Below are 13,995 nucleotides of genomic sequence, written 5' to 3'. Positions count from 1 at the left end.
TCAGTTCGCCTCCCCTATCTCAAGTCCACGTTCTGTAAGGAATTTCTTCATCTCCGGTACATTGGTGCTGTCACTCATGAACTGGAGGATCATTTCTCCTTTGGCTACACCGCCTACGTTTTTGGTGTTTGCCTTCAGAATGTTTACAGGTTCGTGGAAGGTTAATATAAGGTTTGCGATTACTGGTTCGAATGCGGAGTTCTCAGAGAATACGATTCGAACGATTTCGCCGTCCTGGATTTCGGACTGGGTAAGCTTTTTGCTTTCTACGTCGTTTCCAGAGTCCTTGCTGATCAGTTCTTTGGCAACCTGTGATTTCGGGTGGCTGAAGATTTCTTCTACAAGGCCTTGTTCTTTTACTTCACCGTCTTTCATAATTGCCACATGAGTACAAATCTCACGGACAACTGACATCTGGTGGGTAATGATCACGATGGTGATTCCAAATTTCTGGTTGATGTCCTGCAAAAGTTCAAGTATGGAGGATGTGGTCTGGGGATCCAGGGCGCTTGTGGCTTCGTCGCAAAGTAAGATCTGCGGATCGGAGGCCAGGGCTCTGGCGATTGCCACTCTTTGTTTCTGTCCACCGGAGAGCTGTGCGGGATAGGCTTTCGCTCTGTCTGCCAGTCCTACGATTTCCAGAAGCTCCAGGGCTTTTGCTCTTGCTTCGGCTTTTTTCTTCCCCTGAATGTACAGTGGGAAGCAGACGTTTTCCAGTACGTTTTTCTGCATGAGCAGGTTGAAATGCTGGAAAATCATTCCTATTTTCTCTCGCTCTTTGCGGAGTTCTTTGGGGGAAAATTCGCTGAGGGATTTTCCGTCTATCAAAACTTTTCCTTCGGATGGTACTTCAAGAAAGTTCATACATCGTACCAGGGTACTTTTTCCTGCACCGGACATTCCGATGATTCCGTAGATATCTCCGGTTTCAATGGAGAGACTTACGTGGTTCAGGGCTTGTACGGAACCGTCTTTGGTTTCGAAGGTTTTGCTCACATCTTGGATTAATATTGAAGACATGTCTTTCCTCTTTCCTTTAAGTGGTGTTTCATCGTCGATATGGTTACTATAACACAATTGGAGTAAAAGTGTTAATTCATAAAAGTTAGGGCTAGTTATAGGGTAAAGCTATAGCTAAAGTGGACGCCAGCGGGGGAGGGATAAATCACGCTCGCCGTCGCAACGTTCTGGTGAGCTAATGACTAACTGCGACTAATGCGCTCGGGAGAGCCCTCTCGCATAAGTCTCCGTAAGTCATGGATCTCACCGCCACTAAGAGCGCTCCTTAAATGGCTCGCTTAGATTTATCCCTCCCCCACTGGCTGTGTACTGGTTGGTGAACAGTTGGTTGCAGCGGACGTTTGGGCGGGAAGGCGCTGCGCTGTTTCCGCCCAAACTGAAAGTGGGGGGTGTAGTGGGTGGTTAGGTTCAGCTTTAGTTCCAAATGGAAGTTTATGTAAGTGTGTGGATTATCGTAATGCTTTGTCTTTGTATTTGGCAATTTCTTCCAGGTACTTCTGTCCTAACTTACTGATCGTGGTGCCTTTTCTTGCAAGGTAGCCGATGGTCATGACCTCGTCGGAGTCTAGCTTCACGGCGCAGTAGTCGGAGCCGTTTAGTTCTTCGCAGATGATTCCGGAGCAGAGGGTGTAGCCGTTGAGGCCTACCATCAGGTTCAGGAGGGTGGCGCGGTCGTTGGCTTTGATAAGGCGTTTGTATTCGTATGTGCTCAGGACTTCTTCGGCGAAGTAGAAGGAGTTGTAGGTGCCTTGCTCGAAGGAGAGGCAGGGGTACTCGCGAAGGTCTTCCAGGGTGATCAGGTCGCGGTCGGCAAGGGGATGGCCTTTCCACATGTAGACATAGATGCTGCATTCCAGAATTGGGTGGAATTCCAAATTGAACTCGTGGAAAAGTTTCTCAAGGACTTTGTGGTTAAAGTCGTTCAGGTAAAGGATGCCGATCTCGCTTTTGAAGTCTTTTACGTCGGTGATGATGTCGTAGGTGCGGGTTTCGTGGACGGCGAATTCGTATTCGTCCATTCCGAACTGCTTCACCATTTCCACGAAAGCATTTACTGCGAAGGTGTAGTGCTGCATGGAAACACTGAATTTCTTCTTGGTATGTTCCTTGGAAACGTATTTGGATTCGATCAGCTCGTACTGCTCTACCACCTGGCGGGCGTAGCCTAAGAATTCCTCGCCTTCAGGGGTTACGGAAATTCCACGGTTGGTCCTGCGAAAAAGCTCCACTCCGATTTCCTCCTCCAGTTCACGGATTGCTGAGGACAAACTGGGCTGTGATATAAAAAGATTCCGGGCAGCTTCATTCATAGAATTGGAATTCGCCACCGTAATCGCGTAACGAAGTTGTGCCAGAGTCATATGGATTCCTCTTTTCTGTATTGTTCTATTTTACAGGTATGCACCTGTGTTTTCTTATCATAATTAATTCCGACTAACAGCAAGTTTCCCTTGTATTCTTCCAGACTGCGACAGTATTCTTTCTCCTTAATTTGCTGGATTGCACCTTCTGCGTTTTTATCCCATTTTAATTCAACTACCAATGCTGGTTTATCTAAGAAGCGCTTTCTTGGAACATAAACAATATCTGCAAAGCCTTTTCCCCCTGAGAGTTCCCGGTGTACTGTGTAAAAATTACGTGCTGCATAAAGTGCAAGCGAAATGGTATAGCTAAGCGCATTTTCGTCATTATATTGGAGATGAGATGTTTCAAAGTGCGCCTGCCTAATGCCCTCTGCGACCTGCTCTTCTCTTCCCTGCCATATGGCTTGCAATGTATCTGCTGAATTTTTTAATGCTTTAGAAACTTCACCCCAATCAGACACAGCAATAGCGCTTACATATTCGGAACGAATCTCCTCATTTGGAATAAAAACTGTTTTATCTGCATAACGATACCCCAGATAGCCCAAGTGAATCAACAGTGTAAGTACATCATCCTCTGTTCTGAAAGTTGTCATATCATTTGTAAAGCTTCTGGTGTTCACTGGTACTGTTTCTCCGGCAATCATACTTAATATATCATCCCGGAGTCCTTCAAAATTCATATCAATATAAATCTGCAATGCCTCAAAAGTCTCTGTCTGATTCCAATAATTTCCCAGTTTTCCAAGGCGCATGCAGCTCACAACCGACTTCGGGCTGTATACAGATTCTACTTCTTCAAAAGAATAACCATCATACCAGTTTTTGATCTCATTAATATCCATCTGATACTTCTGGCAAAGTGCTTCTACTTCTTTTTCTGTAAAACCTACATATTCAGCCAAGGGGCCCGGATCAATCATTGAAAATTCATCGAACATATTCAGTGCACTGTGGGTTCCGTATTTCTTTATTGGCAAAATTCCCGTCATATAGGCAAGATAAATGTATTCTTTATCCTTAAGCAGATCACGCAGAAAATCAAGGTAAATCTCCTGCGCAGCCTTATCATGTTTGAACTCCCGGAAAATACAATCCCACTCGTCAATAATAACTATAAAAGGGCACTCACTTTCTGCAAAAATATCCTGCATAGTTTCCGCCAGATCATTTTCGTCATATAATTCCACATCAGGGTACTGTTTCTTCAATTCGCGGATTACTTTGCCTTCTACTCTCTCCAACAATTCCTTCACATTTGAACTTCTGCTCAAAAATTCCTGCATGTTCAGAAAAATGGTATCGTATTTATTCAAATGTTCCTCAAAGCTTTCATCCTTGGCAATTTCCAAACCGGAAAAGAGTTCTCTGGAATCACAGCCCTTACTGTAATAAGCCGTAAGCATATCTGCTGCCATAGACTTTCCAAAACGCCTTGGTCTGCTGACACATACACAGGACTGCAGCGTATCGACAATACTATTTGTATATTTTATTAATCCTGTTTTATCCACGTAAATATCCGAATTCACCGCTCTTTTGAATTTATTATTCCCCGGATTCAGGTAGATTCCCATAAGACAGCCGTCCTTTCTGCGATTTTGCGTTACCAATAAACAATAACAATTTTCTTCTATATTAACACAGCACTGCGATTTATTCCACTGAGGATTTTTGCCAGTCTTTAATACAAAAAAAGGGTGTATGACTAAAAAAGCCAAACACCACATTTCTATAGCCCGAGAATGGTACACAGCCTGACACCTTTTTGAAAAAAACTTTCAGCCGCATCCCTCCTCTTATTCTGTATAACTATTCCCATTCTCATCCGTCCAGGTTCCGTCGCCGTTGTCAATATAACCAGTACCATTATCATCCATATAGTAATAATCTCCATTAGTTGTTTCTGTAACTGTCACACCGTTTCCATTGGCATCTTGTAATACATGCTGCTCTAACTCGGCACCAAAATAATGGGTACTGTCATTTAAGGACTGGTAGGTCTTTCCATTTTCATCTGTAAAATAAACATCGTCATCGGTGCTATATTCCATACCGTCAGCATCTACATATTCGCAGTCATAATTTTTGTAAATTGTTCTTTCTACAGAAACTGTATTTCCATCACTATCATACAGGGTGATTGTTGTGGTGGAAAGAATATCGGATGTAGCATCTGTTGTGGCAGTTGTGGTATTACTTGTCGTACCAGCTGTGGCATTACCTGCTGTACTGGCTGTGGTATTCCCTGCCGCACCACCTGTGGTATTACCTGCTGTGCCAGCTGTGGTATTACCTGCTGTACTGGCTATGGTATTCCCTGCCGCGCCACCTGTAGTATTACCTGCTGTGCTATTTGCGGTATTACCTGCTGCACCACTTGCAGTATTACCTGCCGTACCAATGGAACTTACAGTATTTGATCCCTTCGTGGATGAAGAAGCCTTTTTATTTGAAGATACTATATTTGCAGCAGAATCAGAGGCAGAATTTCCGGTATTTTCTAAAGTTCCAGCTGAACAACCACTTAATGTCACCGCCGCCATAAGTGCTATCATTTTAACCAGTTTCATTTTCATAGTAAAATCCCCTTTCATTTTCTACTTTTGTAGAAGTTGGTTATATACTACATCTGTAGAAATTAAATGTCAATCACTTTTTCTACAATCGTAGAATTATTTAGGTTTTACTTCTGATATTCTTAATTCCAGATTACGCCCCAAAATCATTCCCACAATTTGCATGCCCCCATTATGAAACCCTCATCCAGGCAAAAACAGGAAGGATGCAACTCGCCAAGAATTGCATCCTTCCTGTTTTAAAACTATTTGTTTTACAACTATTTCTTTTACAACAAGCCTTTTATATTTCATATTCGGCAAAAAAATTTTATCACAACCAAGAATATTACTCAAACTCTTCCTCGGATTCCTCACTGCTCTCCCCGCCCATCCGCACACGGATTCCGTTGATCTCTACGTCTTCCATAGGAATCACCAGACACTTGCGGCCGTCAATGATCCTGGTCTCCACCAGTTCCACTTTATCTGGTTCAACATGGATCACTACATCCGGAGTTTTGATCTCGAATTTACGGGTATTGGTAATATTAGAGGCTACCATGGTGGCTTTTTCACCGGCTACAGCCTCATACTGGTTATCAAAAGTTTCCAGTTTCTCGTCTTCTACACCGCAGTCCTCAAAGAGACGTTTCACCTCAGACTGAGTGAGCACAACCGGGTCTGGGGAATCTTTCTGTGCTTCAATGATCTCGTTCAATTTCTCATGGATTCCAATAACTGTGTCATACTGGCAGTCGTCACCAAGGGTTTCCTCCACCAGCATGTTGAAAGAATCACGCTGTCCGCCTGCGGAAAGCGGTGCTGTACATCCAAACACTTCGTCCACGAAAATGTCATGAAGCTGCTCTGCATTCTTGGAATAGTAGAGCATGCCGTGGATGTCTGTGCTTCTGTCATTAAATAACGGGAAAAGGAAGCCGTTCTCTGGCATTTCCACGATCCAGTCACGGATACGGTCCTGGATCAAATTTGCCTCCGCATTGTAGCAAAGACCTGCTTTAGACAGCTTCACTGGACAGATACTGCAAAGAAGGTGCTCATAAATCTCTTCAGAAGCATCATCCATATCGATTCCATCTGAAGTTCTTCCCGGGATATCGTACACAGCGTGTACCAGGATTATGTAGTAATTTTCCGGATAATCGTAATTTTCAATAATTTTGTCATAAAAGCTCTCGATTAAAGCGTCATCCTTCAGTTTACTGGCGCGGAGCTTCATGAGAAATTCGTGTTTGCCGCCCTCTTTTTCCTCTGCCAGTGGGAATTCCATATTCATCAGGTTCTTTCCAAGAGTACCAGAAAGGGTTTTCTTGAATATTTCAAAATATTTGAACATTTCTTCCTCCGAAAGGGAAAGGAATGCTTCTTTCAGTTCTGTTTTTTTATTCTTTTCAGCATCCACATAGCATCCACAAATTCTGGTAATGTTGCAGTTGGCTGGTGTCAGCTGTTTCTTGATTTCAGAAATTTCTTTTTTGTTCATTTATATATGTCCTCCAGTATTCCAGAAAATATGTTTTCAAAACCGATATCCCATCTCTGATATGAATTTGAGTCTGTTGCCTTGCTCTCCATTCATAAAGATTCTCTGAAAGTATTATCAGCTCCATGATTTCAGCTTTTTTATTTTTAACAAAAACTTAATATAAATTTTTGATTATCTTTTCATATCTTCTTAAATGTCCGCAAAGCCTTATTTTATCAGCTTTACGGGCATTTCTCTTTTCGGCTGATACTTCCAAACAGCTACGTTTCATCACGTTTTCTCACGGTCAATCGTGGTAAATATCGTGGTAAAACTTTAAGCTATCATGCTTCTTAATTCTGCCTTGACGTTCTCTATGGACGCATGGGCGTACAGGTTCAGCGTGATACTGATGTTTGCGTGTCCCATGATATACTGTAAACTCTTAGGGTTCATGTTCCTGTTCGCAAGTCTGGTACAGAACGTATGACGCAGGATATGGGGCGTTATCTTTGGTAAGCTGTCCTCATGGCTCTTGTTATATTTCTTTCTCAGATTAGCGAAAGTAGAAGTATAATAGGCATTCGTCATAGGAAAGCCTTTCCCGTTCAGAAAGAGGAAACCACTGTACCCGTCTATCTCTGTCGGCTCTGCCTTTGCCTTGTTTGCCATGACACGCTCAAATGCCTGTTTCACTTCCTCACTCATGGGAACATCACGCACACCGCTTTTTGTCTTTGGTGTTTCGATATAATAGCCCGTTTCCTTGCTGGATAATAGCTGGTGGTCTACATGGATAACGCCGTTTTCAAAGTCTATATCCTGCCTTGTCAGTCCGCACAGTTCCGAGATACGAAGCCCTGTCTTTAACAGTATTACGATTGCGTCATAATACTTTTTATATACCCTGTCCCTGCTGGCAAAGGACAAGAGCCTTTCTTCCTGTTCCTCGGTCAATGCCTGCCGTGGTGTCCTGTCGTCCTCTATGACCTCATTCAGCTTGAAATCAAAGGGGTTCTTCCTCACGAGGTCGTCCGCTATGGCAATGCGGAATGACGCATTTAACGAGCGTTTATAATTGCTTATGGTCTGATAAGCATAGCCCTTGTCTTTCATGCGTAACGCCCATTCCTTAGCGTCTGAAAGGCGTATGCTGTCAATGCTCCTAGCCCCCAGTATATCGCCCTCTAATGTCCGCATGAGCTTTTTCCTGCCCTGTCTTGTGCTTTCCTTTACGTTGGCTCTCTGGGCGTTCTGTTTGGCGTATAGCTGGCACAGCGTCATTTTTCCGCCTGTTGTGTCGATACCGTCCTGTAAATCCCTTTGTATCTCCGTTTCTAATTCCCTTAGGGATTTCCCGTCCCTCTTGCCTTTAGGTACGAGGTCTGTCGGCACAAGTTTCCATGAATAGGCATACCTTGTCTTTCCTGCCTTGTCCACATATTTGTATAAGTATCTTCCGTCTGCTCGCTGGCTCTCTCCTGTCTTTAAGAGGCGACCTTTACTGTCCCGTCTTTTTTCCGACATTTCTTATCTGCTCCTTTCGTAAGAAAGAGCCTTGATATGACTTACTGAAATAATATCACATACAAGGCTCTTTTGCATTAGATTGCGTCTGTTTTATCCATAAATTTCTCAAACTGTTTTTTCTTAATCAAGATACGGTTGCCGTTCATCACATACCAGTCGCCGTGTCGGTTTTCTTCTACCAATCGGCGTAGCTTGTTCTGTCCGATTGTGAAGTATCTTGACGCTTCCTCAATGGTAAGGGTGTATTTTTCCCATACAGGAATATCAATCTTTTCGTTCATCATGCCACCCCCCTACCTGTTCTTTGTGTCATACTGGACGTAGGGTATCAATTCTGTCCTGTCTATCCGCTGTAAATGGGCGGTCAGCTTGCTGGAAAGGGAAGTGCTGTACCTTGCCTTATCTACCATATCCCCGACACGTTCCAGCCCACCTAAAGCGTCATGGGATTCGAGGAAGTAAAAGCCTTTGACAGCGGATATGACACCACCCTCTGTAAGCCACTGTTGCGTTTCTTCAAGGGAATTATGCGGTGTGGGTACATGGAGTTTTAAAAGTTCCACAGCCCCTAAAAAGCGTTGCCAGAAACGGCACGTTTTCCACCTGCTCTTGTTGCTCTCATTCCTGTTTGCTACGACAAAACGCAGGTTGTCCGCCAGCAGTCCGAAAGCCAGTTCCCCAATCTCCAGCGGTCTTGCCTGAAATGCCATAGCAAAGGCATGAGCCTTTTCATCACGCAGTTGCATTTCCGTCCGTTTCCAACTCCCGACTTCATCAAGCGTCCTGTTGTATTTGCCGCACACTTCCTTGTCCTTGTCATAAAAGCGGTAGGAAAGCCCCGATTTTCCAGCCCCGATATAGACGGTCTTTGCGGTGTCAAAATCATCAAACTTGCTCTCGTCAAAATGGTAGCCCTCACTGTTGGCGATAAATTCCTCTTTTTCACATTTCTTCTTTATCTGCTCTATGGTAAAGAACGGCGTTTCGTTCCTGTCGTCAATGGCAACGTCCAGCCTTGTGAAATGGTAGTTTCCAGCCCCATATCTCCTTTCACAGCGTCCGAACATATCCCCAAAGGTCAAGCCGTTGTTATCGAGGATACGGAAAATATCATCACACCCCCTGCCTGTCATCACGAGATAACAGCCCAGCCCTTGTGGGTTGTCCTCTGTCTTTTTTGCGTCGCCCGATACATAAATATCTCCGATTTCCCAACGCGCCTGATACGTCTTAAATTTGACCGTTGCAGGATAGACATTAAAAATATCGGTCGGCAAGCATAAAATGTGCCGTATCACATCTTCTGCCGTTGCCGTATCAAAGACAATGCTGATGTAATCAATCTTGACGGATAAATTTTCATGTGTTGCGATAGTGCATTACTCCTTTCGTACTCCCCGTTTTTTTGCGGGGTAAAAATCGTGTTTTGTCCTTTATTTATCACAGTTTCTAGGTACTATGACATGTATGCGCAGGGCGGTGTTACATATACGCCCTGTACGGAACGCCTACGGCGTTCCTTTTCTTCCTGCACCAGCCCCGTTCTTAACGCTCACGAGCCTTTGGGAGGCTCGTGGCTAAACGGGGCAGGCACAGGAAGAAACACCGTTTTCGGTCGGATAGTCCATGCCTATTCATGCTATCAAAGCGAAAATAACTCTTTTCTATGCCTACTCAAGCGTGTGATTGACCTCATTGTGCTTAATCACTATATCCTCCATGATAATAACGCCGTTAGAATTACTTGTCAAGAACTTTTTCTTGACTTTTTCGGCTATAATAAGTATGATAGGCTTATAAAGGAACGAAAAAGCCGGGAAAGGAAAAGATATAAGAAGTTATGGAGCATGACACAAAGAAAATAAATTTTTTAGGGGAGAACATACAGACCATAAGAAAACACAGGAAAATGAAACAGCAGGAGCTTGCGGACGCCATCGGTATCAATATGCAGAGCCTTTCTAAGATTGAACGAGGGGTAAACTATCCCACCTTTGACACGCTGGAAAAGATAATGGACGTACTGGAAGTAACACCGAATGAATTGTTGTCGGGAGAATGGAAGTTTGTCCAACAGGCGGAAAAAGAGGTATGCAAGTTTTTACGGACGGAAGAACGCCTAAATGCAGAACTGAAACACGGACACTATGATAACTTCTTTGACAGTGAAGAAGAATGGCTAGAGTATGAGTTGGAGCAGTTGCGGAAATACATCACAGACTATATCAAGGGAGAGGACATACAAGCGTCCGACCTTTACCCTATCAAAACATTTATCCAGCACTTGAAATTTCAGAAAGTATTAGACCGTTATGATGATTTATACAGCATGGATATGTTCGGGGAAAGCACAGACGGACACAAGTACGGTACACCTTATCAGGTTGTAAAGAGGATAAATCCCAACTCAAAAGAAGATATGGAGCTGTTGCGGGAAGTCTTAAAGGACAGCCATTTTGACAACGGGGACGAGTAGCCTTTTTCCTCTTGCAAAAAGATACAGCAAACAAAAAGCCCAGATCAAGAGTGCAAGCACCACTTCTAAAGAAGTGGCAGGCTCTTGACAGGGCTTTTTCTTTTCTGTTTATGGCAGACAAGAGAAAAAAGGATAGCTATATTGTATAGTTTCTCTAATAATTTTAGAGCAATGAATTTATCACAGGTACTTCGTCTTTTCATTGTAAAAGTACAATCGTGGAAAGCACTAATATTGGCACTTTGATTTTGTGCATTATGCACAAAATATGATAGCAACAAAGAGGTCATATATAAAATAGAAACAAAAATAACTTGACATTTAATGAAATATATTTTATGTTGAGGTTAGTAAAAACAGTACGTGACATAAAACTATCAAAAAGTAAAAAAGAGAAAGGAGGTTTATCGAATGAGAGCAAAGAAGTTGAGAACGAAAGTAGTTGGTCTTGTAGCAGCAGTTATGGTTGTCGGCGCTCCACTTACAGCGTGGGCTATTGATGTAGCGGGTGGAGATTTGTACTACAATGGAGGGCAAACAGACACCATTGTATATTCCGAAATTGGGCGTAAAGCAGGTATTAGTCGCAACTACATGGTAAAGGCAACTGTAAAGGTCGGCGGAGATACATATACCAGTGGATTCAAGTCAAACTACGCTTACAAAGATGCAAAGAGAGTTTGATGGGCGAACGAAACATCTTATTATGATTATTATCCATATTAAGTAAAATAGTTCAAACACCTAGGGCGGGGCTATTTGTCCCGCCCTATTTTATACATTTCTTCAAAGAAAGGGGCGTATGTTATGAAAAAATTTTTAAAGATTTTTATTTTCCTTGAAGTCATACTCTTTGCATATATTTTTAATACTTCTATTTACAACATTTATGAAAAGAATAACATTGCTACTGAGAATTTAAAAGGGTATGTTTTAGAAGAAACATCGCCAGAAATTCTCGACAAATTTTATACAATATTTACAGAAGAATATTCTCAAAATAAATTAGAACTCATTAACAATACGCTCACTTCCACAGATAAATCTGTTTATGATTTATATTGCTATCCATTAAATGAGTTTACACAAAAACAGCCTATATCTTCCTCTATTTTGTTTCAATATCATGAATTGCAAAAGGAAGATTTTTTAGATAGTGTTGGTGTATTCTATACAGATTTACCAGCTAACGCAATTAAAGAGATAGCTTCTCAACTGTCCGTCGCAATAAATAACTTTGAAAATGACGCTATTCCGTATAGTATGGTATTAGAATTGAATCTTCTGAATTTTGTAATCTTATTTATTGTACTTCAAATCATATACTGTATTTATACGTCTTATAGTTTGAAAAAAATAGGTATTAAAAAAAGCATGGGCTTTTCTACTATACATATTTTAAAGGAGCAAATTACCAGTGTAATAAAATATTTTGCTGTAATATGTTTAGTATTACTGTTCTTGCTAAATTTATATTACGCATTAACAAACAGATATGATTTTTCTTATTTAGCAACAAGTGTACTGTTCTTTATTGGTGTTTTAGCTATAAATATACTTTGTGTTTTAATTACAAGTATTTTAATTAAGTTTGTTTCTTTAGAGGCAATGATAAAAAATAAGACTTTAAATAGCGGCACAAATATTGTAGTTCAGGCTATAAAAATAATTTTTTCGGTAATAATCGCTATCACTATTATTTCATTGCTGAATCAGGGGAACTCATTTAGACAAAGCCAACAAGCTGTTTTAGATTATAAGTATCTGGACGGATATTATACCGCTAATGGTTTTAATTCATCGGAGTATGATTATGCGTTAGCAAACACAGACATATTAGAAAAATATTCTGAACAAACATTAGAGATGTATAATCATAACCATTCACTACTATGTGATTTTAGGACAGACGGTGGTTTGCAGACATCACGCCCCTATTATGAACAACAGCTTGTTATTGCAAATAGAAATTATCTGAATGAATTTTCAAATATCCAGCTCAGTGGAAAACCATTGGGAGAAGATATATTTAGTGAACCAACAGTATTAGTTCCACATAAATATAAGAATGATGAAAATTCTATTAGCGAATATATTAAGCAAGAATATTTCCGATTGATGAATTACAATCAATTTTATGGAATACCGGGAGAAGAAAAAACTATTGATAAATTTAATGTTGTTTATATAGACGATGATTCTACGATAAAAGTCAATACAGAAAATGGTTTTTCGGATATGGCTAATCCTGTTATCATTGTTGATACGGGCAATTTTGCAGGACTTTACTATTTGGATTCTTTAAATACAAGGTGTTTATTTTTTCAAATGGAGTCAAGAGAAGATTTTTCTTCTTTGTTATCAGAATATGATTTAGAGCAATTAGTTACAGCTGGAACATTACTTACACCTTATTTAATGCAACTTGAAAATGTGACATTCGTTCTTAAAACACTCACTATGTTTACGATTGTCTTTATAGTGTCTTTACTGTTTATTTTGTATATTTCAAATTATGTGGACATTTTTGTAAATCGAAAGAGATATGCGGCAAAAGAGATTTTAGGATTCTCTCATTTTAGGACACTGAAAAATCGGTATATTTTTTGGGGAATCGAAATAATTATATCAGGCGTATTAACTGCTATAAATTATTATTTTGCTTGCCTTTTTGCGATTATACTTATTGACTACATATTCTGCGAATTGCTTTATAGAATTTATATCTCAAACGCTTTATATGAGATTGAAAAGGGGGCATAAGTATGTCATTGATTACATTAAAGAACGTCAAAAAAGAATATGGGAAAAATCAGGTTCTATTTGAAAATTTATCTTTAGAAATAGAAAAAGGCGAATTTGTGGGGCTTGTAGGGAAAAGCGGGGCAGGTAAAACGACACTTTTAAATATAATAGGATTGATTACTGATATATCCGAGGGAACAATCACTATTGATAGTCATAAAAATTTGTCCATGAACGGTAAAAATGCTATGATTTTGAGAAGATATACAATAGGCTATCTATTTCAAAATTATGGACTAATAGAAGATGAAAGCGTGTTGTGGAATTTAAAATTAGCTCTTGAATATAAAAAAGTAAAAAAAGAAGAAAAACTGAAACTAATCAATAAGTATTTAAAGCAATTTGAGCTAAGTGACATGCTTAACAAAAAAGTATATCAGTTAAGCGGTGGAGAGCAACAGCGAATTGCAATTATTAAATTGATTTTGCAAGGAAGTCAGATTATATTAGCTGATGAACCAACTTCTGGACTTGATAAAGAGAACGAATTGATAGTGATGAAACTTTTGAAAGAATTAAATGAAAAGGGCATTACTATAATCATGGTCACTCACAACATGAATTTGTGCGATTGTTTTTCCAGAGTTATAAATGTAGAAAACTTTAGATAGTTTGTTAAAGGGAGATACGCGGTTTTATTATACGTGCAATCTCCCTTTATATTTCGTCATATCAAGACTCATATTCAATTATGGTAAATTCGTGGTAAAACACTTATTTTTTCAAGTGATGAACAGCCCTTAAATGCTGTAT

The 13,995-nt window shown here is 40.5% G+C and carries 12 protein-coding genes; 4 read left to right on the top strand and 8 right to left on the bottom strand.

Annotated features, from left to right (window positions below):
* From I4V84_RS17050 to I4V84_RS17015, 8 genes are all read right to left on the bottom strand, one after another.
* Positions 1 to 1,020 carry a methionine ABC transporter ATP-binding protein gene (locus I4V84_RS17050; RefSeq protein ID WP_117849364.1) on the bottom strand — a complete coding sequence of 340 codons (1,020 nt, stop codon included), beginning with the start codon at positions 1,018 to 1,020 and terminating at the stop codon, positions 1 to 3.
* Positions 1,021 to 1,469: 449 nt separating this feature from the next.
* The gene (locus tag I4V84_RS17045; protein WP_118583712.1) at positions 1,470 to 2,381 is read right to left on the bottom strand and encodes a LysR family transcriptional regulator; all 912 of its coding nucleotides are present in this window, start codon (positions 2,379 to 2,381) and stop codon (positions 1,470 to 1,472) included.
* On the bottom strand, positions 2,378 to 3,997 hold the full coding sequence (locus I4V84_RS17040; protein ID WP_334286142.1) for an AAA family ATPase: 1,620 nt from the start codon (positions 3,995 to 3,997) through the stop codon (positions 2,378 to 2,380). Before I4V84_RS17040 ends, I4V84_RS17045 begins: the two co-directional genes overlap by 4 nt.
* Before the next feature lie 186 nt (positions 3,998 to 4,183).
* Positions 4,184 to 4,963 (bottom strand): hypothetical protein, encoded by a 780-nt coding sequence (locus I4V84_RS17035; RefSeq protein WP_195699770.1) that lies wholly within the window; start codon positions 4,961 to 4,963, stop codon positions 4,184 to 4,186.
* 328 nt (positions 4,964 to 5,291) lie between these two features.
* Positions 5,292 to 6,449, bottom strand: coding sequence for a DUF4317 domain-containing protein (locus tag I4V84_RS17030; protein ID WP_118583706.1), 1,158 nt, complete (start codon positions 6,447 to 6,449; stop codon positions 5,292 to 5,294).
* Between the two features lie 318 nt (positions 6,450 to 6,767).
* Complete coding sequence (locus tag I4V84_RS17025) at positions 6,768 to 7,958, bottom strand: site-specific integrase (protein ID WP_101629279.1); 1,191 nt, start codon at positions 7,956 to 7,958, stop codon at positions 6,768 to 6,770.
* 77 nt (positions 7,959 to 8,035) lie between these two features.
* A complete protein-coding gene (locus I4V84_RS17020; protein ID WP_101629282.1) occupies positions 8,036 to 8,242 on the bottom strand; it encodes an excisionase in 207 nt (68 codons plus the stop codon).
* Positions 8,243 to 8,254: 12 nt separating this feature from the next.
* Positions 8,255 to 9,304, bottom strand: coding sequence for a replication initiation factor domain-containing protein (locus tag I4V84_RS17015; protein ID WP_257963366.1), 1,050 nt, complete (start codon positions 9,302 to 9,304; stop codon positions 8,255 to 8,257).
* 497 nt (positions 9,305 to 9,801) lie between these two features.
* Here I4V84_RS17015 and I4V84_RS17010 point away from each other — a divergent pair, with 497 nt between their 5' ends.
* The 4 genes from I4V84_RS17010 to I4V84_RS16995 all read left to right on the top strand — a co-directional run bounded on the left by I4V84_RS17010 (position 9,802) and on the right by I4V84_RS16995 (position 13,853).
* Positions 9,802 to 10,437: a helix-turn-helix transcriptional regulator gene (locus tag I4V84_RS17010; protein WP_101629280.1), complete on the top strand. Its 636-nt coding sequence runs from the start codon at positions 9,802 to 9,804 to the stop codon at positions 10,435 to 10,437.
* A 426-nt stretch (positions 10,438 to 10,863) separates the two neighbouring features.
* Positions 10,864 to 11,121, top strand: a complete 258-nt coding sequence (locus I4V84_RS17005) for a hypothetical protein (protein ID WP_243269285.1) — start codon at positions 10,864 to 10,866, stop codon at positions 11,119 to 11,121.
* 123 nt (positions 11,122 to 11,244) lie between these two features.
* Positions 11,245 to 13,200: a hypothetical protein gene (locus I4V84_RS17000; protein WP_101629281.1), complete on the top strand. Its 1,956-nt coding sequence runs from the start codon at positions 11,245 to 11,247 to the stop codon at positions 13,198 to 13,200.
* 2 nt (positions 13,201 to 13,202) lie between these two features.
* Positions 13,203 to 13,853, top strand: coding sequence for an ATP-binding cassette domain-containing protein (locus I4V84_RS16995; RefSeq protein ID WP_009243732.1), 651 nt, complete (start codon positions 13,203 to 13,205; stop codon positions 13,851 to 13,853).
* The last annotated feature ends 142 nt before the right edge of the window (positions 13,854 to 13,995 follow it).

It is taken from the genome of Ruminococcus sp. 1001713B170207_170306_F1, from assembly GCF_015668065.1.
GTDB classification, from domain to species: Bacteria; Bacillota; Clostridia; order Lachnospirales; family Lachnospiraceae; genus Blautia_A; species Blautia_A faecis.
This window is presented reverse-complemented; position numbering and strand designations above follow the sequence as displayed.

Bases quoted from the DNA above. Each gene is read 5' to 3' on its own strand.
- I4V84_RS17050 (WP_117849364.1), bottom strand. From the start codon at position 1,020: ATGTCTTCAATATTAATCCAAGATGTGAGCAAAACCTTCGAAACCAAA.
- I4V84_RS17045 (WP_118583712.1), bottom strand. From the start codon at position 2,381: ATGACTCTGGCACAACTTCGTTACGCGATTACGGTGGCGAATTCCAAT.
- I4V84_RS17035 (WP_195699770.1), bottom strand. From the start codon at position 4,963: ATGAAAATGAAACTGGTTAAAATGATAGCACTTATGGCGGCGGTGACA.
- I4V84_RS17030 (WP_118583706.1), bottom strand. From the start codon at position 6,449: ATGAACAAAAAAGAAATTTCTGAAATCAAGAAACAGCTGACACCAGCC.
- I4V84_RS17025 (WP_101629279.1), bottom strand. From the start codon at position 7,958: ATGTCGGAAAAAAGACGGGACAGTAAAGGTCGCCTCTTAAAGACAGGA.
- I4V84_RS17020 (WP_101629282.1), bottom strand. From the start codon at position 8,242: ATGAACGAAAAGATTGATATTCCTGTATGGGAAAAATACACCCTTACC.
- I4V84_RS17010 (WP_101629280.1), top strand. From the start codon at position 9,802: ATGGAGCATGACACAAAGAAAATAAATTTTTTAGGGGAGAACATACAG.
- I4V84_RS17000 (WP_101629281.1), top strand. From the start codon at position 11,245: ATGAAAAAATTTTTAAAGATTTTTATTTTCCTTGAAGTCATACTCTTT.
- I4V84_RS16995 (WP_009243732.1), top strand. From the start codon at position 13,203: ATGTCATTGATTACATTAAAGAACGTCAAAAAAGAATATGGGAAAAAT.